The sequence below is a fragment of the Mesorhizobium sp. J18 genome (assembly GCF_007829525.1).
In the GTDB taxonomy this organism is placed as follows: Bacteria; Pseudomonadota; Alphaproteobacteria; order Rhizobiales; family Rhizobiaceae; genus VLJP01.
Genome location: NZ_VLJP01000024.1, coordinates 1 through 26,046 on the forward strand (window position 1 = coordinate 1; position 26,046 = coordinate 26,046).

At 61.1% G+C, this 26,046-nt stretch carries 17 protein-coding genes and 3 pseudogenes; 11 read left to right on the top strand and 9 right to left on the bottom strand.

Annotation, left to right across the window (positions count from 1 at the left end; genetic code table 11):
* Positions 1-208, bottom strand: a pseudogene (locus L598_RS21605) (hypothetical protein); the annotation flags it as partial.
* Positions 209-440: 232 nt separating this feature from the next.
* Positions 441-1,061: an LLM class flavin-dependent oxidoreductase gene (locus L598_RS11115; protein ID WP_144862132.1), complete on the bottom strand. Its 621-nt coding sequence runs from the start codon at positions 1,059-1,061 to the stop codon at positions 441-443.
* Here L598_RS11115 and istA point away from each other — a divergent pair.
* Both istA and istB read left to right on the top strand, forming a co-directional pair.
* Positions 960-2,327, top strand: a pseudogene (gene istA, locus L598_RS11120) (IS21 family transposase); the annotation flags it as partial. The gene L598_RS11115 and the pseudogene istA sit on opposite strands and share 102 nt — an antisense overlap.
* Positions 2,324-3,088 carry an IS21-like element helper ATPase IstB gene (istB, locus tag L598_RS11125; RefSeq protein ID WP_028035775.1) on the top strand — a complete coding sequence of 255 codons (765 nt, stop codon included), beginning with the start codon at positions 2,324-2,326 and terminating at the stop codon, positions 3,086-3,088. The pseudogene istA and the gene istB, both read left to right, overlap by 4 nt.
* A gap of 161 nt (positions 3,089-3,249) precedes the next feature.
* Here istB and L598_RS11130 read toward each other — a convergent pair whose 3' ends face one another.
* Together L598_RS11130 and L598_RS11135 are read right to left on the bottom strand one after the other, a co-directional pair.
* Positions 3,250-4,578 (bottom strand): ATP-binding protein, encoded by a 1,329-nt coding sequence (locus L598_RS11130; RefSeq protein ID WP_144862521.1) that lies wholly within the window; start codon positions 4,576-4,578, stop codon positions 3,250-3,252.
* On the bottom strand, positions 4,578-5,240 hold the full coding sequence (locus L598_RS11135) for a response regulator (RefSeq protein ID WP_144862523.1): 663 nt from the start codon (positions 5,238-5,240) through the stop codon (positions 4,578-4,580). Before L598_RS11135 ends, L598_RS11130 begins: the two co-directional genes overlap by 1 nt.
* A 287-nt stretch (positions 5,241-5,527) precedes the next feature.
* Between L598_RS11135 and L598_RS11140 the strand changes: the two genes are divergently transcribed.
* The 9 genes and pseudogenes from L598_RS11140 (at position 5,528) to L598_RS11180 (ending at position 13,333) form a co-directional block, all read left to right on the top strand.
* On the top strand, positions 5,528-6,058 hold the full coding sequence (locus tag L598_RS11140; RefSeq protein ID WP_246658716.1) for a L,D-transpeptidase: 531 nt from the start codon (positions 5,528-5,530) through the stop codon (positions 6,056-6,058).
* Positions 6,059-6,208: 150 nt separating this feature from the next.
* Positions 6,209-6,652 (top strand): OsmC family protein, encoded by a 444-nt coding sequence (locus L598_RS11145; RefSeq protein ID WP_144862527.1) that lies wholly within the window; start codon positions 6,209-6,211, stop codon positions 6,650-6,652.
* A gap of 50 nt (positions 6,653-6,702) precedes the next feature.
* Positions 6,703-8,010: a bifunctional sulfur transferase/dioxygenase Blh gene (gene blh, locus L598_RS11150; protein WP_144862529.1), complete on the top strand. Its 1,308-nt coding sequence runs from the start codon at positions 6,703-6,705 to the stop codon at positions 8,008-8,010.
* Entirely contained in the window at positions 8,010-8,429 is a 420-nt protein-coding gene (locus tag L598_RS11155; RefSeq protein ID WP_144862531.1) for a YeeE/YedE family protein, read from the top strand. Before blh ends, L598_RS11155 begins: the two co-directional genes overlap by 1 nt.
* Entirely contained in the window at positions 8,426-8,854 is a 429-nt protein-coding gene (locus L598_RS11160) for a YeeE/YedE family protein (RefSeq protein WP_144862533.1), read from the top strand. The genes L598_RS11155 and L598_RS11160 overlap by 4 nt, the downstream gene beginning before the upstream one ends.
* Before the next feature lie 5 nt (positions 8,855-8,859).
* Positions 8,860-9,638: pseudogene (locus tag L598_RS11165) on the top strand (sulfite exporter TauE/SafE family protein).
* 482 nt (positions 9,639-10,120) lie between these two features.
* A complete protein-coding gene (locus tag L598_RS11170) occupies positions 10,121-12,121 on the top strand; it encodes a conjugal transfer protein TraG (RefSeq protein WP_144862535.1) in 2,001 nt (666 codons plus the stop codon).
* An 11-nt stretch (positions 12,122-12,132) separates the two neighbouring features.
* Complete coding sequence (locus L598_RS11175; protein WP_144862536.1) at positions 12,133-12,576, top strand: CopG family transcriptional regulator; 444 nt, start codon at positions 12,133-12,135, stop codon at positions 12,574-12,576.
* A 145-nt stretch (positions 12,577-12,721) separates the two neighbouring features.
* Positions 12,722-13,333, top strand: a complete 612-nt coding sequence (locus L598_RS11180) for a hypothetical protein (protein ID WP_144862538.1) — start codon at positions 12,722-12,724, stop codon at positions 13,331-13,333.
* 62 nt (positions 13,334-13,395) lie between these two features.
* Here L598_RS11180 and L598_RS11185 read toward each other — a convergent pair whose 3' ends face one another.
* From L598_RS11185 to L598_RS11205, 5 genes are all read right to left on the bottom strand, one after another.
* Positions 13,396-13,932, bottom strand: a complete 537-nt coding sequence (locus L598_RS11185) for an invasion associated locus B family protein (RefSeq protein ID WP_144862539.1) — start codon at positions 13,930-13,932, stop codon at positions 13,396-13,398.
* 86 nt (positions 13,933-14,018) lie between these two features.
* Positions 14,019-19,067, bottom strand: coding sequence for an autotransporter domain-containing protein (locus tag L598_RS11190; RefSeq protein ID WP_246658717.1), 5,049 nt, complete (start codon positions 19,065-19,067; stop codon positions 14,019-14,021).
* Between the two features lie 267 nt (positions 19,068-19,334).
* On the bottom strand, positions 19,335-20,366 hold the full coding sequence (locus L598_RS11195) for a helix-turn-helix domain-containing protein (RefSeq protein WP_144862541.1): 1,032 nt from the start codon (positions 20,364-20,366) through the stop codon (positions 19,335-19,337).
* A 322-nt stretch (positions 20,367-20,688) separates the two neighbouring features.
* Positions 20,689-21,036: an invasion associated locus B family protein gene (locus L598_RS11200; protein WP_144862543.1), complete on the bottom strand. Its 348-nt coding sequence runs from the start codon at positions 21,034-21,036 to the stop codon at positions 20,689-20,691.
* Between the two features lie 87 nt (positions 21,037-21,123).
* Positions 21,124-24,954: an autotransporter domain-containing protein gene (locus L598_RS11205; RefSeq protein ID WP_186445005.1), complete on the bottom strand. Its 3,831-nt coding sequence runs from the start codon at positions 24,952-24,954 to the stop codon at positions 21,124-21,126.
* Positions 24,955-26,046: the final 1,092 nt, after the last annotated feature.

The following is a 26,046-nucleotide window of genomic DNA, read 5'->3' on the forward strand; positions in this document are numbered from 1 at the left end:
GCGGATTGCCCCCCACAGGCGCCTGCGGATCATTGAGGATCATCTCCGCCGAGGTGTCACCAGCAGCCTGAACCCGTGTCGCCAATCCCGCGGCGCCAAGCACGGCCAGCCCCGCAAGAACGGCTCGCCSCCCAATCATGAAAGACGGCACAGAACTTTCTGCCACGGTCGGCGAGTGGTGGGACTTGATATCACGCAGGTCAAACATCGTGAGGCTCCTGATCATCCAGTTTGCTCCTGCGGACCTTGCCGAACTTAAGACAGGCTTAAGGCTGAGCTTGCCGCTTTGACGCAGCGATAGATTTCACAGCATCGCGATATCGACCATCTCTGGGATGAACGGGTCTATGTCGCAGGCAAGCCCGGATGATATTTGCAGGTTGTATTTGCTGCGCGGCCGCAGGGTGATGTCCGTCCATCGGGGCGGACGGACATCTGGCTCATTCGCTGATGTTCTGCGGCAGACCGTAGGCGTCGGCGATGAGCTCTGTCGAACGATGGATTGCGGCCGGGGAATGCCCAAGATTAAGGATCATCATTTCGTCAGCGTTTATGTGCTTCTGCCTTGCGTTGAGTTTCTCGACGACCTGCTCGGCTGTTCCGACCATGGTCTTGGCGTCCCACATTTCGATGATCTGCTGCTCCCGGTCGGTGTAGGGATAGGATTCAGCCTCTTCGGGCGTCGGCACGACGAAGGATTTGCCCTGCGACATGCGCATCATCGCATGCGAATAGGCCCAGGACTGACGCTGCGCCTCACCTTCGTCATCGGCGGCCATCACGCCGGAACTGACGATGACATAAGGCTGGTCGAGCACGGCCGAGGGCCTGAATTTGGCACGATAAAGCGCAACCGCGGCTTCGAGGTTTTCGTCGGCCAGATGCGCCGCGAAGGCGAGCGGAAAGCCAAGATGCGCGGCAAGCTGGGCCGAATAGCCTGAAGAGCCCAGGAGCCAGACCGGCGGACGGCCGAAGTCAGGCGGCCGAAGCTTGATCCCTTTATCCCGATCATCGAGGGCTGGCTTGAGGCGGATCGCTCCATGCCGCGGAAGCAGCGGCACACGGCGAAGCGGGTGTTCGACCGGCTTCGTGACGAGTGCGGGTTCACCGGCGGCTACACGATCATCAAGGATTACATCCGGGAGCGAGAACGGCGGGGCCAGGAAGTGTTCGTGCCGCTGGCGCATCCCCCGGGCCATGCGCAGGCCGACTTCGGCGAGGCGATGGTCAAGATTGGCGGTGTCGAGCAGAAGGCCCACTTCTTTGTTTTGGATCTGCCGCACAGCGACGCCTGTTACGTCCGCGCCTATCCGGCGGCTGTGGCCGAGGCTTGGGTGGACGGCCACATCCACGCCTTTGCCTTCTTTGGGGCAGTGCCGCAGTCGATCGTCTATGACAATGACCGGTGCCTGGTGGCGAAGATCCTGCCCGATGGCACCCGCAAGCGGGCCGTCCTGTTCAGCGGCTTCCTGTCGCATTACCTGATCCGGGACCACTACGGCCGTCCTGGCAAAGGCAATGACAAGGGGAATGTCGAGGGCTTGGTGGGCTATTGCCGCCGCAACTTCATGGTGCCGCTTCCCGAGTTCACGAGCTGGGAGGCATTCAACCTTTGGCTGGAGGAGCAATGCCGCAAGCGCCAGCACGATGTCCTGCGCGGTGAGAGCGAGACGATCGGCGAGCGGTTGCAACGTGATCTGGTTGCCATGCGCCCCCTCCCGGTCGCGCCTTTCGACGCCTGTGACCAGGACAGTGGCCGCGTCTCGTCCCAGTGTCTGGTGCGCTACAAGACCAACGACTACTCGGTGCCGGTTGCCTTCGGCCATCAGGATGTCTGGATCCGGGCCTATGTCCACGAGGTGGTGATCGGCTGCCGGGGCGAGGTCATTGCCCGCCATCCCCGCTGCTGGGATCGCGAGGAGATCGTCTTCAACCCGATCCACTACCTGCCGCTGCTGGAGCAGAAGATCAACGCACTCGATCAGGCCGCACCATTGCAAGGCTGGGAGCTTCCCGAGGAGTTCGCAACGTTGCGCCGGCTAATGGAAGCTCGCATGAACCGACATGGCCGACGCGAATACGTCCAGGTCCTGCGGTTGCTCGAGACCTTTGATCTGGCTGATCTGCATGCCGCGGTGAAGCAGGCGCTTCAGATGGGCGCAATCGGCTTCGACGCCGTGAAGCACCTGCTGCTTTGCCGTGTTGAACACCGTCCGCCCCGGCTGGACCTGGACTGTTATCCCTATCTACCCAAGGCAACAGTCGAGAAAACCAGGCCCGGCTCCTATATGCGGTTGTTGTCGGGCGATGCGGAGGACGCGGCATGAGCGATGGTCCGGAAATCCTGCTCGCCCATCACCTCAAGGCGCTGAAGCTGCCCACGTTCCTGCGGGAACATCAGAAGCTGGCCCGGCAATGTGCGGCCGAAGGCATGGATCATGTCCGATACCTCGCCCGGCTTGTTGAACTGGAGTTGATCGACCGGGAGCGGAGGATGGTCGAGCGCCGCATCAAGGCCGCCAAATTCCCCACGGTCAAAAGCCTCGACAGCTTCGACTTCAGCGCCATCCCGAAGCTCAACAAGATGCAGGTGCTGGAACTGGCCCGCTGCGAATGGATCGAGCGGCGCGAGAACGTCATTGCCCTTGGCCCAAGCGGCACGGGCAAGACGCACATTGCCCTTGGCCTCGGGCTGGCGGCTTGTCAGAAGGGCATGTCGGTCAGCTTCACCACCGCCGCAGCCCTGGTCAACGAACTGATGGAGGCCCGCGACGAACGTCGCCTGCTTCGCTTTCAGAAGCAGATGGCTGCCGTCAAGTTGCTGATCGTCGACGAACTGGGCTTTGTGCCGCTGTCCAAGACCGGCGCCGAGTTGCTGTTCGAGCTGATCTCGCACCGCTACGAGCGCGGCTCGACCCTGATCACCAGCAATCTGCCCTTCGATGAATGGACCGAGACCTTCGGCTCCGAGCGCCTCACCGGCGCACTGCTCGACCGGCTGACCCACCACGTCAGCATCCTCGAGATGAACGGCGAGAGCTATCGCCTCGCCAACAGCACTGCCCGAAAGCGGCAACAAAAGTCCTGAGATCAGATCGCTCGTTTTGGCCCAAAGAGGCCAATGCGCCATGGCACGCGCCAGCTATTGGTAAGCGCGCGCGCCATGGCGCAGGCCACTGCCACCTGGCCTGGTTTTGCGCCGCCGCGTGGCCGGATTTTGCACCGCCGTTGACACATTCGTTGATGCTTCTATTGTGCGATGATAGCCCGTAGTCCGCCGGCGTCCCGGTTCTCAAGCTTCAGTCGCCAACCGCTTCGTCCCAGTGCAAGTTCGACGATCGCCAGTCCCAGCCCGCTGCCGACAGAAACCTTGTTTCGTCCGCGGAAAAAACGCTCTGTGACCCTGGGGAGCTCGTCCTCGGGAATACCCGGCCCCTCATCCTCTATCACGACGACACCGTCCTCCGCCCCGGCACGGCAACGCACGACACTGCCTGAAGGAGAGTGATTGACGGCGTTCTCGATCAGATTGCGCGCTGCCAGTGTGAAAGTCTCCGGCTCGATCGCAAATTCGATCCGGTCTAGCTCGGGGGCGATATCAATCGTCACCTGCCTGGATGGATCGGCGAGTTCGGCGGCCAATGATCGGAGTATTTTCCCCGGCAGTACGATAGCGCCTCGCTCCTCCTGCTCTCGCGCCTCGATCGCCGACATATCGAGCAATTGCCGGACGAGACGCCCGGTACGATCAACACCGACCATGATCTGCCGCAGCGCCTGATCGCGAATTGCACGATCTTCACTAGCCAGCGCCACCTGCGCCTGTGTCTTGAGCCCGGCGAGTGGCGTTCTGAGCTCATGCGCTGCAAAAGCCGTGAAGTTGCGCTCTCGCTCTCGCAACCCGGCGACGCGTGCAAACAGGCCGTTCAACGACTGAAGGACCGGCACGATCTCCTTGGCTGTCTCGACGTCTTCTATGGGCCGCAGGTCGGACGCATGTCGGTGCTCCAGATCGTGCGCGATCCTGTTCAAGGGCGCCAGACCCCGCCTCACACTGAGCCAGATCAGTCCGGCAAGAGCAGGCAAGATCAGCATGGCAGGCAGGAGAAGCCCGCGGATAACGTCATTGACGAGGCCATCGCGTATCCTGAGATTGTCGCCAACCAGCACGCGGACTCCGAGTTCGGCATTGGTGACCGCGTAGACGCGCCATTGTTCGCCATCGATCTCGGTCTGCGAAAAACCGTCCGCGTGTTCGGCCAGCTTTTCCTCAGGCGCGCCACCGGAGCGTCCAATGAGTTCTCCCTGCAGCGACCAGATCTGGCAAGATAGCTGACGATCATAGGTCGAATGAACGCGCACCGGGATTTCGGCAGTCGCGCCTTTAGCACGGTCGACGGAAATCTCCTGGCTGACGATGAGAGAGCTGACCATACGTCCGGCTTCCATCAGGCGCGCGTCGAGCACCCTTTCGACCTCGGCACGCGTGCTCAGGAAAATCCACACTACAGCCGATAGCCAAACCAGACCGGTGGTCAGAACGAGGATCAGAAACAGGCGCCTGCTGATCGATGTCATCACGGCTCCTCCCCCAGGCGATAGCCAACGCCGCGAACGGTCTGGATGATGCCTGATCCGAGCTTGGCGCGCAGATGATGGATATGCACCTCGACGGTGTTGCTCTCGACCTCTTCCTGCCAGCCATAGAGCTTTTCCTCGATCTGCCTTTTGGAGAAGATCTGTCCCGGATGGATCATCAGTGCGTGCAGGATCGAGTATTCCCGGCGTGAAAGTCGCACAGCTTCACCGCCTTTTTCCACGGCCTGCGATGAAGGATCGAGCCGCAAGCACCGCCATTCCAGCACCGAGCGCGACCGGCCGGCAGCACGACGGACCAGGGCGCGCAATCGCGCTGCCACCTCATCGAGATCGAAGGGCTTGCCCAGATAATCGTCGGCGCCTGTATCCAGCCCGGTGATCCTGTCGGAAACCGCATCCCTTGCCGTCAGCAGAAGCACGGGCGTGTCGTCACGGCGATCGCGCAGGGATTTGAGGATATCAAGCCCGGAACCGTCGGGCAGCATCAGGTCAAGCACCAGTGCATCGAACTCGTGGTTCTTCAGAACGGCATGGGCTTCTTCGCAGGTCTCGACGGCATCAGCAGTAAAGCCGCCGATCCCAAGGCCGACCTTCAGGCCATCTCGCAAAATGGCATCATCCTCGACAACAAGTATCCGCATGTCAGTCACCTTGTCCTTCTGTTCGTCCTTATCCTGGAGGCTTAAGGCAGCCTTAAGGATCGCACACCAGAGGGCGACGTGTTTTCGCCAATGATTCTGGGGGCTTCCTTTTGCCGATCCTGTATTTCCCTAAAAACATTACGCTCGCGCTGATATGCACGGCCGCTCTCTCGGCGTGTTCCACATCGCGCGCCGAGCTCCGAATGCCGACTGACCAATCCGCTCCGCAGACGCGAACAGTTACCGCACAAACAGCCTATGGATCGTCTCAAAGAGACCCTGCCGACATGTATCGTGCCGTGTCGGATGGTGGTTTCCGGATTCCTGCCGTCGATACGTCAAGAATGAACCCGAGCCATATTCGGCAGGTCATCGATTACCCGACCGACGAGAAGCCCGGAACGATCGTCGTCGATCAGACCGCGCGTTATCTCTATTTCGTTCTGCCTGGACAAAAAGCCATGCGCTACGCCGTCGGGGTCGGACCGGTTGCGCGCGCCTTTCCCGGTGGTGAAGCGGTGATCGCGCGCAAGGCGGCCTGGCCACGATGGACGCCGACACCCAGCATGATCGAGCGCAATCCCAAGCAGTATGCGCGCTATGGCGATGGCGTCGATGGCGGGCCGCACAATCCCATGGGTGCTCGGGCGCTCTACATGCACAAGGATGGTGTCGACACCTATTATCGCGTTCACGGCACGAACGATCCGTCCTCGATCGGCAAGGCCGTATCCGCCGGCTGCATACGGCTTTTGAACCAGGACATCATCGATCTTCACAGCCGGGTGAAACCTGGGGCGCGCATCGTGGTGCACTAGGCATAGCACGCAACCGCATCTCAACGGCTTGGCTGGCATCTGTCCACATCACCTCGAATTATGTCGATATCGACACTCGAATACCTGATGCTGATCAACTCTTCTTAGGAGGAAGATCACTGTCCCAAGCAAAATGTATGGAGACCACCGTTGACCACCAAACTGAAAACCACCTGGAACGGCAACATGAAGGGCAATGGGACAATCAAGTCCGATCGTCTCGATACACCGATCGCGATCCCGAACAGCCTTGGCGGCACCGGCGACGGCACCGACCCCAAGTCATTGCTCATCGCCTCGGCCGCAGCCTGCTATTCGATGACGCTGGTCGCCATCCTTCAGAACAGGAAACTGCCGGTTTCAGAACTGACGATGGAATCGGAGGTCGCCGATTTCAAGGAAACGGGTTTCAGCATCGACCACCGTCTTCAGGTCAACCTGGCGCCGGATGCAACGGACGAGCAGATTGATGCGGTCAAATCGGCGTTTCAGGCTGCCGACAAGGCCTGCACGATCGGGAACCTGCTGAAAAAAGCCGGCGCGCAAATCCAGATTGACGGTTCAGTATCTGTCGCCGCTCCTGCAAACGCCTGATCTGGAGCTTTCATCTATATCGAACTGAAAACTCCTCGAGGAGCATTGCCGTGAAACTCATTCCTGTCACGGAGAAATTTTCCGTCACGGGGCAAATCCAGCCCGAAGACTTTGCCGAACTGCGGCGCCTTGGATTCCGAACCGTCATCAACAATCGCCCGGACGGTGAAGAAGAGGCGCAGCCGGGATCGGCGGCGGAAGAGGCCGCGGCCAAAGCAGCGGGCCTCGAATATGTTCATATCCCCGTCACCAGCACGTCGATGACGCAAGAAGATGCTCGGCGCTTCGGCGAAGCGATCATTGCCTCGGACGGACCGGTGATCGCTCATTGCCGTACAGGAGCTCGCGCATTCTATATGTGGGTGCTCGCCGGAAACGCCGATGTCGAGGGGTTCAGCGACGACAGACTGATCACCACGGCGACTGGCATCGGCATCGAGCCTGCGGCGGCCCAGACCTGGCTTGCAGCGAACCGCGGTTCCAGATCGGCGAAACCGAACGTGAGGGGTTTTTACGAGCCCCGCACCGGAAGCATACAGTACGTTGTCAGCGACCCGGCGACCGGCAAATGCGCCATCATCGATCCGGTTCTGGACTATGACGAAAAGTCAGGAGCTACCAAAACCGAACAGGCCGATAAACTTCTCGCCTACATCGCCGAGGAAAAGCTCTCCGTCGAATGGATTCTCGACACCCATCCACATGCCGACCACTTCTCGGCCGCTCCTTATCTGAAAGACAAGACCGGCGCACCGACCGCAATCGGCGCTCATGTGGTCGATGTCCAGGCTCTTTGGAAGGACATCTACCACTGGCCGGATTTTCCGGCGGACGGCCGGCAATGGGACCGGTTGTTTGCCGACGGCGATAACTTCAAGATCGGCTCGATCGACGTCAGGGTCATGTTCTCGCCGGGCCATACTCTTGCATCCGTCACTTATGTGATCGGTGATGCAGCATTCGTCCACGACACATTGTTCATGCCGGATTCCGGCACTGGGCGCGCTGACTTCCCCGGCGGCAGCGCCAAGGCGCTCTGGCAATCCATCCAGGCCATTCTTTCCTTGCCGGATAAGACCAGGATATTTACCGGGCACGATTACCAGCCGGACGGACGTCCGCCACGGTGGGAGAGCACCGTCGCGGAGCAAAAAGCCTACAACCCCCATATCACCGACCAGACCGAAGAGAGCTTTGTCGCGCTGCGCGAGGCGCGCGACGCCACGCTCCCCATGCCCAAGCTCATCCTGCATGCGCTGCAGGTCAACATAGCCGGCGGACGCCTGCCAGAACCCGAGGCCAACGGCAGACGCTATCTCAAGATACCGTTGAATGCCCTGGAAGGAGCGGTCTGGTGATGGAAACCTATCTCGGCCCCGCTGTGGGCGGTGCGCTGATCGGCTTGTCCGCCASCCTGCTGATGCTTCTCAATGGCCGCATCGCCGGCATCAGCGGCATCGTCGGCAGCATTCTGGGCAAGCGTGGCGAACGTTTCGGTCACGACATCGCATTCGTTGTCGGCCTTCTGTCAGGTCCGCTGGCCTATCGCCTCATGTTCGGTAGCGCGCCGCTGGTAGAGATTACTGCCACGTGGCCGCTGCTGATCATCGCTGGACTATTGGTCGGCTTTGGCACCCGCCTGGGGTCGGGATGCACCTCCGGTCACGGGATTTCCGGTCTGGCGCGGCTATCGCCTCGTTCCTTCGCCGCCGTGTTGACCTTCCTGACAACAGCGATCCTGACGGTCCTCGCGCTGCGCCTTGGAGGCTGGTTATGACAAACGCGCTCCGCATCCTGGTCGCCCTCGTTGCCGGCCTTCTGTTCGGCCTGGGCCTTGCCATTTCCGGCATGCTCAATCCAGCCAAGGTCAAGGCCTTTCTCGACATCACTGGCGCATGGGATCCGAGCCTGATCTTCGTGCTGGGGGCAGGCGTTATCGTCGCCTTCCTCGGCTATCGTCTGGCCTTTGCCCGCAACAGGCCCATGCTCGACAGCCGGCATCATCTTCCCGCCAAGACCCGTATTGACCGACCTCTTATCGTTGGTTCGGCAATTTTCGGCATCGGCTGGGGAATGGCTGGGTTCTGCCCTGGACCAGCAATCGCGTCATTGTCCCTCGGGCTGGCGCCTGCGGTGATTTTCGTGGCCGCAATGCTCTCCGGAATGGTCGTTCACGATCGTTTCGTCGCCCCGAAAGGATAGCCATTATGCTGTCCACAATTGGACCGGCGCTCTTCTCTGGCGGCCTTGTCGGGTTTTCCCTCGGTCTCATTGGCGGTGGCGGTTCTATCCTCGCCACGCCGCTTCTTCTCTACGTTGTCGGAGTCTCGCAGCCACATATCGCCATTGGTACAAGCGCGATTGCCGTATCGATGAATGCATTTGCCAACCTCATTGGTCACGCAAGGAGCGGCAATGTCCGCTGGCCGTGCGCTTTGGTCTTTGCTGGTGTCGGCACGATCGGTGCCTTGGCCGGATCGAGCCTTGGCAAGCTCATCGACGGTGAACGCCTGCTCTTCCTCTTCGGTCTCGTCATGCTCGTCGTCGGGGTAATGATGTTGCGCCCCAAGCCCAAGACAGTAGCTCCTGAGCGTACAGTGAACTTGCGCACCTGCCTGATCACGGCGGGCGTGGCCTTCGCTGCTGGCATTGCCTCCGGCTTCTTCGGTATTGGTGGTGGTTTTCTCATAGTTCCCGGACTGATGCTGGCAACCGGCATGCCGATGATCAACGCCATCGGTTCCTCGCTGCTCGCCGTCGGCAGCTTTGGATTGGCGACTGCGCTCAACTATGCCGCTCCGGTCTGGTTGATTGGCCGATCGCCTTGGAATTCATCGCCGGTGGAGTCCTTGGTGGCGTTTTCGGCATGACGTTGGCCAATCGTCTGTCATCAGGCAAGAATACGCTTAACCGCATCTTAGCGGCGATCATCTTGGTCGTCGCGCTCTATGTGCTCTACCGTAGCGTGGGCGCGTTCGGGAAATAAGGGTTGATCGAGCTTTGGCGGCGCATGGTCTCTTTCTCGCAAAGTACGATCTTCTCATTCATCCCCGTTACGATTGATAACGCCGGTCAAGTCGTCTCGGGTTACGAGGGTGCCCAGTTCGGAGCGCCCCCCGGACGACCGCCATCAAGAGAATGCGACGGTTCCAGACGCTGCCACCAATGATGGCACAGATGTAAAACCAGGCGTAAGATCGTATGTCCGCCTCTGCCTGTGATATGGCTCGCCCTACACTGCGCGTCCGAGGGTTGCTTCAACGAGCTGGGGACAGAGGAGCAGTTGAAGGCACACGCTATCCCGGCTGGAAGGTGATTTGAGAGAGCCTGGAACCGGCTCGGCTTTTTTGCCCTCATCAACCTTTCCTATATGCACGCCATACTATCCTACCATCCCACCTGCCCAGGATTTCTCTTGTCATCAAGGAATTGAGCTTCAATCTCCAGCTTTTTTGGGGATGAGCGCGCATGTCCGGCACAAAAATCCTCTGGGGCCAAATTACCATCGTCTTCCTGATCGTGCTGATCTCGGTCTGGTCCGGCACGCAATGGGTCGCCTTCAGGCTCGGTTTCCAGCCTCAGCTCGGCCCAGCCTGGTTCGAGGTAATGGGCTGGCCGGTCTACTATCCGCCCGCGCTCTTCTGGTGGTGGTATTTCTATGATGCCTATGCCCCGCGCATCTTCGCCGAAGGCGGTATCATCGCGGCCTCCGGCGGGTTCCTCGCCATCGGTATCGCCATCACCATGTCCGTCATGCGCGCACGCGAGGCGGCCGATATTGACACCTATGGCTCCGCCCGCTGGGCCGAGCGGCCAGAGATTGAGGAGGCTGGGCTCCTGGGGCCTGACGGTGTGGTCCTTGGAAAGCTCGATCGCGACTATCTGCGCCATGACGGGCCGGAACATGTGCTGTGCTTCGCACCGACGCGATCGGGGAAAGGCGTCGGCCTCGTTGTCCCCTCGCTGCTCACATGGCCGGGCTCGGCGATCGTCCACGACATCAAGGGCGAAAATTGGGAGCTCACGGCGGGTTTCCGTAGCAAACATGGGCGGGTGCTCCTCTTCGATCCGACCAATGCGAGTTCAGCAGCCTACAATCCATTGCTTGAGGTTCGTCGCGGCGAATGGGAGGTCAGGGACGTCCAGAACATCGCCGATGTGCTGGTCGATCCCGAAGGCTCGCTTGAAAGGCGCAACCACTGGGAAAAGACCTCACACTCCCTGCTGGTCGGCGCTATCCTCCATGTCCTTTATGCCGAGAAGGACAAGACCCTTGCCGGCGTCGCAGCGTTCCTGTCGGACCCCCGCCGCACGATCGAGGCAACGCTGGATAGCATGATGGCCACCAGCCATTTGGGAGAGGCAGGACCGCACCCGGTGGTCGCCTCGACAGCGCGCGAGCTTCTGAATAAGTCGGACAATGAACGTTCTGGCGTGTTGTCGACTGCCATGTCCTTCCTGGGGCTCTACCGCGATCCCGTGGTGGCGGCCGTCACCTCGCGCTGCGACTGGCGCATCGAGGACCTGATCGCCGGCGAAAAGCCATCGACACTCTACCTCGTGGTGCCGCCCTCCGACATCTCCCGGACCAAGCCATTGATCCGCCTGGTGCTGAACCAGATCGGTCGCCGCCTGACCGAAGAGCTGCACTCGGAAAAGCGCAGGCATCGCGTGCTGATGCTGCTCGACGAATTCCCTGCGCTCGGCCGGCTCGACTTCTTCGAAAGCGCTTTGGCTTTCATGGCCGGCTACGGCATCAAGTCCTTCCTGATCGCCCAGTCGCTCAACCAGATCGAGAAAGCATACGGCCAGAACAATGCGATCCTCGACAACTGCCATGTGCGCGTCAGCTTCGCCACCAATGACGAGCGCACCGCAAAGCGTGTCTCCGATGCACTGGGCACCGCCACCGAAATGAAGGCCATGCAGAACTATGCCGGCAGCCGGCTTGCGCCCTGGCTGGGGCATATCATGGTGTCGCGCTCGGAAACCGCCCGTCAGCTTCTCACGCCAGGCGAGATCATGCAGCTTCCCCCCGACGACGAGATCGTCATGGTGGCCGGTACACCACCGATCCGGGCGAAGAAGGCAAGATATTTCGAGGACAGCCGACTCAACGAGCGCATCCTTCTGCCACCAGACCCCGCAAAACTCGTATTCACGCCCCGGTCGGATGGCTGGTCTGCGCTCAAGCCCGTTGAGCCGGACGAGGCCCTGATAGCTGCGGCGGAAGAGGCCAGGAAGAAGAAGGAGGACAAGCATAACTCCAGCCTGCGCCGCGAGCCGGAACTGCCCCAGCATGCCGAGATCGTCCACGAGAAGAAAGAACCCGCGCCTGAGAACGAGTTCAAGATCATGCTCGACGATGACCAAGAGGACAACGCCCGCCAGCGACAGGCGATCCGCCGCCAGATGGGCGGTATCGCCCGGCAGGCTTCCCTCAACCCCGATGACGGTATCGAACTGTAAGGGATACGGCCATGCGCGATCGTCTCAACTCCTCCCTTCCAGTTGCCCTGATCGATCAGGTCGTTGAACTCGCGGCTCGTAAAAAGATCTCGCGATCGTCGGTGGTCGAAGCGGCGCTGGAATCCTTTTTCTCCCCGGACAATACCCAGATGCAGGAGGCAGCACTCACAAGGCGTCTCGACCGTCTGTCCCGGCAGGTTGCCCGCATCGAGCGCGATCTCGGGATTTCTGCCGAGACGCTCGCGCTTTTCGTGCGTTTCTGGCTCACTGTCACGCCCCCCATAGCACCCGATGCTTATTCGGCCGCACAAGCCAAAGGCCGGGAGCGGTTCGAGGGCTTTATCGACACACTCGGCCAACATCTGCAATCCGGCCGGAGCTTTCTGAAAGAGATTCCCGATGACGTTGGAGCTCAAGCCGCTGACGATAATATGCCGTCCACTCCCGAACCCTGATCCGATAACCATCACGGTTGGGCCTCGGGAACGTTGATCCGCGGGACGGCTTTGAAATATGGTATCGCCATTCCGGATATGATTGATTGCCCTCATTCGGGCGCAGGAGGGCAATCGAGCGTAAACGGATAGTATTCAACGCATGATGCGCCACATCAAAATTGCTCCGACAGTCCTTCGGTCGATCGTTGCCTACACCTTGGCCGGTGTCGCCTTTTCCGCTGCCCTACTTGGCGGCTATCTCACTCCCGTACCGGGCGCGCTCACGATTGTTCTCCCATTCGCCGCCGCCTATGCCGTGTTGCTTGCGCTCTCGCGCACTGCAAGGTTTCACGATGCGTGTCGAGAGCGAGGCAACACATTCCCCCGCCTTATCTCCATTCTGCTCATCGCAATTGTCCTGCTATGGTCATTGTCCGTGACCGATCTCTTCGATCAGGTATCAGCCCTCAATGACGGCACGCCACTGACGATCAGCTTGCTTCTCGACCTCACCGCAGTGGGGCTCCTGATCGTGGCTGCGTTGACCGCCGGACAAGCCCTGTCTGGTCGAGAGGCGCTCGACATAAGCCGCATCCATCCTTTCATGGCTCTCAATGGGGTTGTGCTCGTATATGCACTGGCGGCAATTCCGATCGCTATTCTTCCTGCCAATCCGAATCCACTCATTCCCATTGCAGCCGCTGGCTTGATGACGCTTGGCTATCTCCGCGCGGCGATTCACTCGAAAACCGACCCGGCATCACTCTCCGAATAATCTGGCGCCAGCTCGTATCAGGTCGGGACGTGAGAATTGTGCAGGCCTCCGTCTTCCCGTCGTTAGGCACCGCTCAATACAGCAACACGCGCAAGCGCGGAGGTGAAGCCGGAAAGGGAGATTGAGAAGCCCAACTCCTGGCCGCTTCCATGGGCCGCTGTGCTGACGTTCAATACGGAGCCCACCCACATCGCCAACATTACATCCTGATTGAAGGTCAGTGGAACCAGGCAGCCGGCTGGAAGGCAGGTCGAGAACCGTAGGGGCGGCAGGATTTCGCTTTCATCTATGGACAGTGCCACCCCTTGATCGAGATTGAGACCGAAAGGCAGCACCAGCGTGCCGCTGGCCGCGTTATCCCCCTCGATTGCGGCCAGTTCGATGGCAAGAACCCGCTGCCCGTTGTGGCGATTCACCTGCGTCTGCGCGATCACGCAGCGCGCCGCACCCTGGGGTGCCGCGCAGGTGACGGTCCAGTCTCCATGGGTTTCGGTGAGGGACGTGGCGTTGCCGGGAAGGCCCGTCTCCTGGGCAGCCCCGGCCGAGCTGACGAGAGCGGACAGTATGATGACGGAAAGGATGCGTCCTACTGGAAACATAGTTTCATCTTGGGCTTGGGTCAAATATTGCCCGCCGCTTGAAGATGCAAGCGGCAGGCCAATGTCCTGTCTCAAATGAGGAAAGGTCAGAACCGTACGGCGAGATTCGCCTTGAAGCCGTGATCTTGTGCGCCCGAGGCGAGCTGGCCGGTATAGGAGAAGCCAAGTCTTGCATCAGGGCTGAGGTCGAGATCGAGCCCGGCCTCGATGACGGCGCTACCCTTGGCGATGGGTACGCCGGCAATCGTGAAGGCATCGCCGGCCGAGAAGGCATGCGTGCTTTCGGGCGTGGTGTCGCCAAAGGCGTACCGCCAGCCGATCATGCCCTTGAGCGTGGCCCCCATCGTACCGAAGGTCAGGGTGTGCTCGCCGCGCAGGCCGAGCGTGGTGAAGGTCGCGTCGGTGCTGCCGCTGTGGCCGATCAGGGCAGCATCTCCTCCCTTTTCCCCGAAGCTGCTGCTGTGCAGGCTGACATTGGCGAGATTGGCGAAGGGCTCCAGCCGGATGCCGTTGCCTGGCTCCAGGCGATAGCCCAGCTCTCCGAACGCCTGGAAGGTGCCGGCGGAGTAGTCTGCGGTAAGGTGATTGCCGAGACCCGGGATGGCGACGGGGCGGCTGGTGTCGATGTCGTGCCAGCTATAGGCCACCCCGGTGCGCAGGGCGATGTTGCCCCATTGGGTGCCGCCATAGGCGCCGAGATGATAATTGTCGCTGGAGCCCGAAGACGCCCGGTCCCCGGCCTTGAAGGTCGAATGGCTGTAGCCGGCCAGAAGACCGAGACGCCAATCACCGATCAGACCGTCGGCGCCGATCAGTAGGCCGCGGGTGTTTCGGTCGAGGGCGGCGGCATTGCCGTCGCTGTCGCTCGATCCCCAGGAGCCGAAGCCTTGGCTCCAGAAGACGGGACCAATATGGTCGGCAGAGACGGCCACGGGCGTGTCGCCCGGCCCATAGGCGAGAACGGGAGCCACCGAAGCGCCCGCATCGCCGAAGGCGGCGCGGATACGGTCGTTGGCCGCGTTGCGGATGAAGCGGCTGTCCTCGATGAGCGCGGTCTTTGCCGAGCCGTGGATCTCGCCCGACAGCGCATCGAAGCTGGCCCGGATCAGGTCGCTGTCATCGGCAAGCTGGGCAATCGCGTCGTAGATCGCATGGCCGGCGTCAAAGCCGATGCTTTCGACACCGCCAGCCGTGGCGATCTGATTGCGCGTCGCCGCGACAGAAGCGAAATCGCGATCGTTGCGCGAGAGCTGCAGATCGACCGTGCCCGCCCCGTAGTCGTAGATCAGCTCGGGCGTGAGAAAGGCGAAGTTCGAAATCACATCATCGAACGAACCAGACAGCCCTCCGCCCGCCGACAGGATCGTATAGGTCGAGCGGATATCGTAATTGCCGTTGGCACCGATATGGGCGACCGCGCCGCCGTCGAGAGTGGCGGCGCCGGTCACCGCGACAAGATCGCTTTCGTTTCCTTCAGGGTTCACCTCGACCGCAAATCGAGAGCCCGTCTCGAAGACAAGATCGCCGTCGACCGTCAGCGTGCCGAAGGAGTTTCCCGGCGACAGCGTACCGCCAGAAGCGACCACGACGAGGGATCCGACTCCCGAACCGACGGTGCCCGCGCCGCCGAGAGTCGCGCCGTCCAGTACATTGAACGAACCGCCGAGCGCGCCATTGCTATCGGCATCGCCAACCAGCAGCGTGCCGGCGCCGATGCTGGTCCTGCCGGAAAAGCCGGAGCTGTCGCCTGTCAGCACCACCGTTCCTGTCCCGTCGAACGAGAACAGGCCATTCCCCGAGAACGCGCCGCCATAGACCGCGCTTCCGGCATCGCCAAAGCTGAGTGCGGCGCCCGCGCCGTCCAGCAGGACGTCGCCCGCGAACCGAGCGGCCTCCGTCGCAAGCCTGCCTTCGGAGATGGTCCAGTCGAGGGTCGAAGCGCCGCCGAGCGTGAGCGTGCCCGCGCCGGCCTTGACCATGGCGCCGTTCGTGCCGCCGAGGCCGGCGATGTCGCCAACGAAGCTGGCATCGTCGCCCTGATCAAAGCGAACCAGGCCAGCATTGGCGATGCTGCCTAAAATCGAGCCTGCATCGCCGGTTAGCGTTCCGGCCTCGACAAAGGTGTTGCCATAGGCATTATCGCCCGTGAGCCGCAAGACGCCGTCGCCGCGCTTCACCAGGTCGCCTTCGCCGCCGATCACGCCGGTCAGACCAAGCGTGTCACCATCCGTCACCTCGAACGCGCCCACGCCCGCCAAGGTCACAGAACGGCCGGTCTCGAAACTGCTGGTCGCAGACAGCACCCCGCCATTGATAGTGAGCCCACCGGACGTCGCGCCCAGATTGGCATCTTCGGAGACTTGTAGGGTTCCACCCAAGATGCGCGTGTCGCCTGCATAGCTGTTGTCCCCTGATAGGATCAGCGTGCCGGCCTGTGTCTTGACGATGCCGCCTGTGCCGGTGATCTCTGTCGCGATCTTGGTGCTGTCGGCCAGCACGCGGATTTCCGAGCCCTCCGGCACGGTCTCAAGGACGCCGGAGCCTTCGAGATAGTAGCCTTCATCGACGAATTGCAGGCCCTTGAAGCTCTGTGTGCCCTCGACGGTGATCGTACCGCCATTGAAGCCGCCCGGCTCGTTCCTGAATACGGCATGATTACCGGCCCAGGTGACGGGGATATCGCCGTCGAGATTGAACCATTGTGCGTTCGTTGAATCCCAGACCCCGTTGCCGCCCTGCCAATGCTGAAGCGTGTCATTGCCGAGGGTGGCAATGAAAAGGTCGACATTGCCGACGCCGGCCTGGATCTCATAGTCGGCACCGTCGATCGCCGGTGCGTCCCCGATGTTCAGCCCGTTATCTGTCAGTTCACCCTTATAGGTCATCAGCCGATAATAGCCGAAGCCTGCAATGCCATCGGAGGCATCGTTGCTCTGCGAAAGGTTCAGCGTGCCGTTCAACGCAAGGTCGCCGGTTACGTCGATCCGGTCGCTGATGCCGGTAGCCGGATCGCCCCCTGCGCTACCAACCTCGTAATCGAGAATCGAGCCGGATAGTAGCGTCAGGTCGCCATCGACCGTCAACGTGCCGATCGAACTACCCGGCTCCAGAATGCCGCCATCGGCAATCGTGACAGTAGACCCGGCGCCCGACCCAATGGTTCCCGAGCCGCTGAGCGTGGCTCCGCTTTCGACAGTGAGCTCTCCACCCAACCGGCCATCGACAACGAATGTCCCGCCGGACACGGTGGTGGCGCCATCGAAACCCGAACCGTTACCCGTATAGACCGTCCGGCCTGCAAGATGCTCGATCCCGTGCTGGCCGTAATCGCTATCGTCGAAGATGAACGGGTCTGGCCGGATATCCATACCGAAGACATAGTTGTCATCGGAATGGTTGAAGACCAGCGTGCCGGAGCCGGCGCCGAACCAGATCGATCGGGCGTCGATCGTTCCTGCTCCGGCTGGCGTTTCGCCGCGCTCGGCACCGATCACGAGTTCGCCCGAGCTGTTCGCCTCTCTGGCAAGCGCCACATGGCTGGCGGGTGCGTCGCCAAGATCGATGTGCCCGCCATCGCTGAGCACCACGGTGCCTTTGCCGTATTCGCCGATGTAAAGGTTGCCACCCGGGTCGTCCTCGCTCCGCACGCGCCAGATCGACCCCTCTCCGGAGACGCGCGCCATACCAACCCCATCGGGTTGCCGCCCCAATGAGGCAAAATACATGGTATGGACCAGTCCGCCGTCGAGAATGTCGAGGCTTCCGCGCCCGGAACCGCCGATATACATTGGCCGGTCATTCGTGGCGGCCAGGACGGACCCCGCGCCTGTCACGGTTACCGTGCCCGTGCCGGTTGTCCGGTCGCCGATCACGGTGAGATAAGCGCTCTCGACCCGTCCGCCGTTCTCGATCCGAAGGCTTCCGCTGCCCGCACGGCCGATTCTGATCGCGCCCAAATCGCCTGTGGTTTCGAGGAGTGAGCCTTTGCCCGACACAATCACCGTGCCCTCGGAACCCTCGTAATAGCCGGCGACGATACCGTAGCTCCCGTGGACGGCCGCATGCGCGCCATCGGCCACGTTCAGTCGGCCATTGCCGGATATCCCGGCATAGATCGCAGCAGAAGCATTGAGTGTCGTATCCTCGCCCTGAATGATGACATGCGCTTCGTCGCCGTCGATATCATCCACACGAAGCCGCTCGACACTGGACGCGCCCCCGGCCAGCCGCAACTGTCCGGACTGCATATTCAGATTGCCGCCGGCTAAGCCTCCCGACAGCGTTAGTGTGCCGCTACCGAGCTTCGTCAAGTCACCGGTGCCCACTAGCGAGGTGGCGATGCCGATGTCATGACCATTGCTGTCGATGAATGCGCCACCAGCTCCGATAGTCACATCGCCAGCATCGAAATTGCGCAGGAACTCGGCCTCATCGGAGGTGGCGCGCAGAATGCCTCCATCGAAGTCCAGCCGCGCATTTCCTGTACCCTTTTCGACGAAACCGGTTGCCAGAATGCCGCGCGCGCCATTTGTCCCAGACAGGACGAGAGTACCAGACGCGGAATCTCGCCCCAAGTACGTCTGGGAAGCAGTGACCGTGCCGCCATTCTCGACGGCCAGAATTCCAGCGTTACTCCAGTTATGCCCGATGCTGAGGTTCGAGGAGATTGACCAGATCGAACCGGCACCGGTGACCGTCACGGCACCGGTGTTGATGGCTGGTGATCCTTCAGCGGCTCCGGCACCTATTATTCCCGATTTGCTGAAGATGCCACCTCCCGCCTCAATCGTGACAATACCATTGCTGCCGCCAGCAGCGCTGCCGACATATAAGACTGTGTCGACGACCAAGCGGGATTCTTCGCCTGTGACTGTGAGGGCACCGTCGCCGCCTGCGCTGCCAACAGCGGTCAACGTGCCAATATTTACTGTCCCGCCATTGCGAATGGTCAATTCGCCATTCGTCAGGAAACCAATGTCGAGATGTCCATCGATCTCCCACGGGCTGGGCCGCGTGCCGGAGGTGCCGTCGCCACTGCCATCGACGATCTCATGCGCTTCATCGTTAATGACAACACTTTGTGCCAGTGCTGGATCGGCGGCGACCGTCAGCGCCAGCGCTGAGCTGCCGGCCAACAATGCCCGATGCCAGTAGCGCCAAGATCTAATCGCAATAAGCTTCGATCGGATTGCGGTCTTCAATGTCTAGGCCCCTCGCTCCACGGCTGTAGAACAGCCGACAACAATCAGCCCGGCGCAGAACCGAGCAAAGTTTCGGAGCTTGCACTATAAAGTCATTGAAAAATCAGAGGTAATCAGCGCGTCCCTAAAATGAAATCACTGCGTCCAATTGGGCAGGATTTCATCCCGATCAGTGCTACTTCGCGTAGGAACGTTGTGCTATCAGCCGCTGTCGGACCGCTGATGCGCCGCTTCGCGGGCTTCGCTCGGGCTCATGCCGAATCGTCTGCGAAACAGCCGATTGATGTTTGGCAGATCATAGAGACCGCACCGTTGCGCCAGGAGATGGATCGGGGAATTGCCCTTCTCCTTTTGCAGCAGGCGCAATAACTGCTGAAGGCGCAGTTCGCGAATATAGCCTTGGACGGTCAAATTTCGATCGGCGAACACGCGGTAGAGTGTCGACCGTGAGCAGCCCACTGCGGCAGCGACGCCGGAGGGATTGAGCTCATGACTGGTGAGATGTCGCCTTATGTAGCGTTGGGCGGCTGCAAACAGCCCGGCATTGGAATGCTCCGAGATGCCGACAGCTGACGAGAACGCGCCTTCTATCGCCGTTATCGCAAAGGACTCCGAAGCGTCCAGCAGTGCTAATTGCTCGCGCGGCGCCATCCCCGCGACTACACGGGGGAACTGCCGAAGGTGATCCCGCAGCAAGCCGGCGAGAACGGAATTGGCGAGCGCAGCGTTGATAGCCTCCGGATCAGGCATCGAAAGGGGGAAGACCGATTCAAGCAAGGGCCGCGACAGATCCAGCTGGATGCAGCAGTGCCGCGTGAAGCTCAGCGACAAGGGGCGTGAGCCGTCGAGCAGGAAGAAGCCGCCTTCGCCCACCTCCATCGTCTGACCACCATCATAGACATAGCGCATCCGGCCCTTCAGCATCAGGAACAGCGCCAGTTCGTCGAAGGACGCCGATGCGATCGCCTCCTTGCCCAGGTTGACCTGATACGCATCGGACACGGCATAGTGCATTTCGCCGGCCATGGTCGCGAGTGAGGTCACGCTGGCTCTGAAGTTTCGCCGCTGCTGCTCGTCGGGCGCAGCACCTTCGAAACTGCGTATGACTTCGCTAGTCCAGTAGTCGTAGCGATCCGCTGGTGCCGTTTCCCTGGTCGACACAGTCTGGAAGATATGCGCCTTCGGACGCCCCTGCGAGAAGGCATGATGGCCGGTCTGTTCATCGGTATTCACGATGGCGCTCCCTCGCTAAGACAAGCGCAAGATCTCTCGCTCTCGACGATTGATAACTGCCTTCAACCATTGCGACGCTCACTGAAGTCGTTTGCGAACTCGCGTGAAAGGTAGCAGCAGCCACGTCCTGGTCCAACCGTGCGGTGCAAGCTGCCTCCAATGCTCCAGTCAGGCTCCGGCGAGTTCGGCAACGCGCGCAAGCGCGGAGGTGAAGCCGGAAAGCGAGAGCGAGAGTTGACTTCGTGGCCACTGTCGCTGGCGACCGCCCTGACTTTGAGGGCTGTGCCCGCGCGCATTGCCGTCAACGCGTCCTGATTGAAGCTCAGTTGACCAGGCAGCCGGCTGGAAGGCAGGTCGAGAACCGTAGGGGCGGCAGGATTTCGCTCACATCTACGGACAGTGCCACCCCTTGATCGAGATTGAGACCGAAAGGCAGCACCAGCGTGCCGCTGGCCGCGTTACCCCCCTCGATTGCGGCCAGTTCGATGGCAAGAACCCGCTGCCCGTTCTGACGATTCACTTGCGCCGCATCCTGGGGTGCCGCGCAGATGACCGTCCAGTCTCCGTAGGTTTCGGTGAGGGACGTGGCGTTGCCGGGAAGGCCCGATCCGGCCGAACCGGCGAGGGCGGACAGAATGATGACGGAAAGTATACGTCGTACTGGAAACATAGTTTCATCTTGGGCTTGGGTGAAAAAAATGCCTGCCGCCTGAAGATACGAGCGGCAGGCCAATGTCTCGCACCAGACGGAAAGGGATCAGAACCGCACGGCGAGGTTCGCCTTGATGCCTTGATCGGTGAAGCCCGAGCCGAACTGGCCGCTGTAAGAAACCCCCAGCGTAGTGTCCGGCGTCAGATTGACGGAGGCGCCGAGATCGAGAACGAGAGCGTTCTTTGCAATCGGCACGCCGGCAATGGTGAAATTGTCGCCGCCAGCGAATGTGTGCGTCGCAAACGGGGTGATATCACCAAAAGCATGCCGCCATCCGGCCATGCCGAAGAACCGGGCGTTGGTTTCACCGAAATTGACTTGCGTTTCCGCGCGCAGGCCGATCGTGGTGAAGGTCGTGTCCATGCTGTGGCTGGCGGCTGTCAGAGCGGCCGCGCCACCACTTTCGGCATAGCTATCCGCATTGAGATGCACGTAGGCGAGATTGGCGAAGGGCTCGAAGCTCGCCCCGCCATAGTCGAAGCGATAGCCCGCTTCCCCGAAAATCTGCGCGGTTGTCGCATCGTAACTGCCCGAGAGGCTGTCGGAGAACCCGGTAAAGGCGACCGAGCGGCTGGTCTCGATGTCATGCCAGGCATAGGCACCCCCGAAGCGCAGCCCCAGATTGCCGAGCGCAGTACCGCCATAGGCTCCCAAGTGCCAGGTATCGGCCGAACCTGAGGAGTTACGATCATCGACGTCGAAGCTGGAATGGCCATAGCCGCCGAAGAGGCCGAGACGCAGATTGTCCGTCACCAGGGCATCTCCGCCGAGGAAGAAGCCGCCAATCGAGCGCTCAAGCTCGGCGGCGTTGCCATTGCCGTCCCAGCTTCCCCATGAGCCGAAACCCTGCCCCCAGAAGGCGAAACCATCATGGATGCGCCGTTCGGCCATGCCGTTGCGGTCCGCGGCGATACCCTCGAGCGCCACCCGCAGCCGGTCCATCGCCGCCTCGCGGGCAAATCGGCTGTCCTCGATCAGCGCCGTCTGCGTGGAGGCCTGGAACTCGCCAGAAAGCTGATCCAGGGCGACAGGCGCCTCAGCCATCGAGAGGTTCAGGACGGCCGTATAAAGACCACCGCCGCCAAGGGAGAATACGCCGTCCCCTGTCGCGCACTGGTTTGCGGTGAACCCGGCAAGGCAGAAGCTCGACACGCCAAGGCTCGACGTCAGGAAAACGCTATTAGCGTCGTAGCTATCGGTGAAATCAAGGAATGCGAAGTCGTCCGTAACCGTGTCGAACGTGCCGGTCACGCCGGCTGCCGCGGTGATGATGGTGTATGTGCCGGGCGGATAGGTCCTGCCGTCATCGGTCCCGTTCTCGGGCGTTACATGCACTGTCCCACCGTTGATGGTGACTGCGCCGCTGGCATTGAGAAGATCGTTGTTGACTCCAGCGACAAAGCCGCCGCCATTGAGTTCCACCCCGTAAATCGAGCCGGCATCGAAGATAGCGTCCGCCACATGGAGCGTGCCGATTGAACTGCCCGGAGCTAGCGTTCCGCCCGATCCGATCGTCAATTGCCCGCCGATGGTTCCACGGCCACCCAATATACCGCCAGATGCGACCGTCACCGTGGACCCAGCCCCTCCCAGGGTGCCGTCAACCCGCAGCGTGCCTCCGGCAACATCGGTGGAACCGGTAAACGATCCACTGTTGGCTGTCAGGAGCGTCGTTCCGGCAAGATGGCTGACGATTCCGTCACCCCGGAGTTCGGGCGCGAATGTGTAGTTCGTACCAGTATGATTGAATACCAGCGCCGCGCTCGGGGCATCGAACCTGATGGCTTGGGTATCGAGAATGCCGGGCGCGATCGCCCCGCTGGCAACGGGATCGCCGCCGATGTTGATTCGGCCTTGCCCGCCGTTCAGGCCGATGGACAAGTTGTTCGCGGCGACGCGGCCAGCGTTCGCAATCGTCAGCGTGCCGCTGCCGAGGCTGCCCACGACGAGCAGGCCGTCATTCGTCCAGGCCGATCCGTTCCCCGTCACCGTGACCTCGCCACTGGCGGCATTACCCGCCCCGATGGCGGCATTGGTGTTGAACACACTGCCGCCATTGGAAATGATCAAACTGCCGGCGCCGGCGTTGCCGACATAGAGTTCGCCGGTATTTGCCCAAATCGAGCCAGCCCCGTCCACCGAAGCTCGTCCGATAGAGCCGGTGCCATTGCCGATATAACCCTGCCGGTTGGCGACAGCGCCGCCAGCATTGATATTCAGCGAACCGGTGCCGAATTCGCCCACGGACAAGTCGTTGAGGGTGATCCAGGTCGAGCCGTTTCCGTCCACGCGAACGGTCCCGGCGGAATCGATGTCATCGCCGATGTAAGCGAAGCTATTTCCAACGCGGCCGCCACTTTCGATGGCCAGATTGCCGACGCCGCCCCGACCGACGTAAAGGCCCGCGGTATTGTTCCAGAGCGAGCCGCTTCCATTAACCGTCACGCTGCCCCGGCCCCCCGAGAGATTGCCTAGAATGCCGGAGTTATTGAAAACCGCACCGCCGCCCGTGATGCTCAAGGCGCCGTTTCCGCCGACGCCGACATACAGGTCATTGGTGCTGTTGACATCCCCCCACGTCGAACCAACGCCATCGACCGTGACCTCGCCATTCGCACCGTTGCCAAAACCGATATAGCCAATGCCGCTGATGACTTCGCCGCCATCGGTGATGTCCAGCCTGCCGGTGCCGGCGCCGCCGACGGTGAGGTCGTTCAGGCTCCAGCTCGAACCGCTCCCGTTCACCGAGACCGCACCGATTGATCCAAGCTGGCTGCCAACGAAACTGGATTGACTGATAACAAGGCCGCTGTTGCGGATATTCAGCGTGCCGTCGCCACCATAGCCGATGAAAAGGTTGGCGCTCGTCCAGCGCGAGCCTGCGTCCTCCACCGTGACCGTGCCTACAGAATCGGCGGCATCGCCGACATACGCACTGAGAGTGGTGGAAACGATGCCCTCAGCCTGGACGCGAAGCGTGCCTGAGCCTTCATCGCCGACATGAAGGGTGCCGCTGCTTGACCAGCGGGAGCCGCTCCCTGCTACCGTGACAATGCCGCTGGAACCTGCGGCAGTGCCAACATGGGCGTTGAAGCTTGAAACGACGCCGCCCTCCAGGATGTGCAGTGTGCCGGACCCTTCATAGCCGACATCGATGTTGCCGTTGTTCGTCCAGGTCGATCCCGATCCACTCACCGTGACGATGCCGACCGCGCCCGGCGTGCCACCGATGGAACTGTGGGTATTGGAGACGCTGCCTCCGTTTTCGATATCCAGGATGCCGGAGCCGGAACCGCCGACACTGAGAACGTCGCTAATGACCCAGGTCGAAAGCGGCCCGGTGACGGTGGCAGCGCCGCCGGAACCGGAACCGCGTCCGATCGCGCCGCGGAAGCTGGAGACACTGCCGTTCCGGATGGCCAACGAACCGGCCCCCTCCTCGCCGACGACGAGGACGTCGGTGCTGGTAAATTCCCCTCCACTATCCACGACGATGGTGCCCGAGGAACCCTCGACATTCCCCAGGATGACCAGTCCGTCGGCGTGGACCTTGCCCCGGCTGACGATGTTCACCTCACCGCCCCCGATATTGCCCACGATCAGCGAAGAGCCGCCCGTGCCCGTGTTCCAGACCGAACCCAGTCCGCTGACGGTGACGGTGCCGCGGCCGGTGAGGGTGTTGCCGACGATGCTGCCGCTGCCGTTGACGACACCGCCCCCCTCGACGTCCAGCGACCCGGTGACGATGTTGCCGATCACGAGGAGTTCGGGGACAGTCCACGGATGGGGCTGTGCGCCCGGTGGCACCGGAGCCGTTGGGGTAAGGACCTCCCCGTCTGTCGTTATGGTTTGCGCCTGCACGCCGACAGGCAGCATGGCGAGGAGTCCGGCCAGAGCCGTCGAGCAGAGAAGGGCGCGACCGAGCCGAACGTCCGTAAAGCCTGATCGGAAAATCGGCCAAACTGAATTTTCATCGCGCGCGATCGCCGGTAAACGCTGAAGCCGCATCTTGGACTTGCCCCCTACATGCTCGAGACCCCTTTCTTTGTTTGGCAAGCAACAGCCGCCACCACTCGCGGGTCTGGTGGAGCGTAAAGAATAAAGCGACGCATTCGAGTCGGTCTTGGACTGTGGCGCAGCAGCTTTTGTCTGGATACGAAATGGTCCTCACCCAATCAGGTGTGACGAGACCGGCGTTGTGCGCAAATGGCCAAGCCCGATCTTTCGCAAATTCTTGTCCCAAGATATCGGACTCAAGCAAAGACCAGCAGCACAACACAGGGATGGCGAGGGCCGCCGGTCTCTTCGAAGGTCATTGGCCTTCGGGCCGGTTCAGCAGGCGAGCCAGAAGCGTATCCCTGCCGTTCGAATCCACATCGCCCGCCATGCGTGATCGCTGAAGTCGGCGTCGATCACCGTGGCCGTCCCGAGAAAACTCAAGAACTGGCGCGATAGAATTCGTAGAGAGATGTGACCAACATCCGCGCATCAGCTGCTGCCCAAACGTTCTGGATGTGGCCATGGTCGAATTTTCTGCGAGATTTGACGCCTGGATACAGAGACTCAATCTGCCTTCAGGATTGAAGGCGACTGTCTCACGATATTATTCCCGCTGCTGGGGTCGGTTCGGAGCACGGTCCTGTGGCAGGATGCTTTCGTGTTCCCTGTCTTGTTCGGGAATGTGCAGCCATACGAAACCAGATTGCCGCCTTCCTTTATTTCACAGCCCATTGCGCATTTCGATCCGGCGCATCCAGATTGAATCTTGTCTCCGCAGGCCCTTTCCACCGTCGCCTCCGAAACGGGCGCGGCACTAGCGCTCCCGGCAAGGCATAACGCCATGAAGATCGAAAACGCGGTCACAAAAACCGGTCTGGCCATCAGCGACTCCTTTGCTCCCTAGTTGCAAGAGGACGAAGGGAATTCGCCTCTGTTCTCACCTTCGCCGCCCGCATGATCCTGCTGAGA

Bases quoted from the DNA above. Each gene is read 5' to 3' on its own strand.
- istB (WP_028035775.1), top strand. From the start codon at position 2,324: ATGAGCGATGGTCCGGAAATCCTGCTCGCCCATCACCTCAAGGCGCTG.
- L598_RS11130 (WP_144862521.1), bottom strand. From the start codon at position 4,578: ATGACATCGATCAGCAGGCGCCTGTTTCTGATCCTCGTTCTGACCACC.
- L598_RS11135 (WP_144862523.1), bottom strand. From the start codon at position 5,240: ATGCGGATACTTGTTGTCGAGGATGATGCCATTTTGCGAGATGGCCTG.
- L598_RS11140 (WP_246658716.1), top strand. From the start codon at position 5,528: ATGTATCGTGCCGTGTCGGATGGTGGTTTCCGGATTCCTGCCGTCGAT.
- L598_RS11160 (WP_144862533.1), top strand. From the start codon at position 8,426: ATGACAAACGCGCTCCGCATCCTGGTCGCCCTCGTTGCCGGCCTTCTG.
- L598_RS11170 (WP_144862535.1), top strand. From the start codon at position 10,121: ATGTCCGGCACAAAAATCCTCTGGGGCCAAATTACCATCGTCTTCCTG.
- L598_RS11175 (WP_144862536.1), top strand. From the start codon at position 12,133: ATGCGCGATCGTCTCAACTCCTCCCTTCCAGTTGCCCTGATCGATCAG.
- L598_RS11180 (WP_144862538.1), top strand. From the start codon at position 12,722: ATGCGCCACATCAAAATTGCTCCGACAGTCCTTCGGTCGATCGTTGCC.
- L598_RS11185 (WP_144862539.1), bottom strand. From the start codon at position 13,932: ATGTTTCCAGTAGGACGCATCCTTTCCGTCATCATACTGTCCGCTCTC.
- L598_RS11200 (WP_144862543.1), bottom strand. From the start codon at position 21,036: ATGTTTCCAGTACGACGTATACTTTCCGTCATCATTCTGTCCGCCCTC.
- L598_RS11205 (WP_186445005.1), bottom strand. From the start codon at position 24,954: ATGCTGCCTGTCGGCGTGCAGGCGCAAACCATAACGACAGACGGGGAG.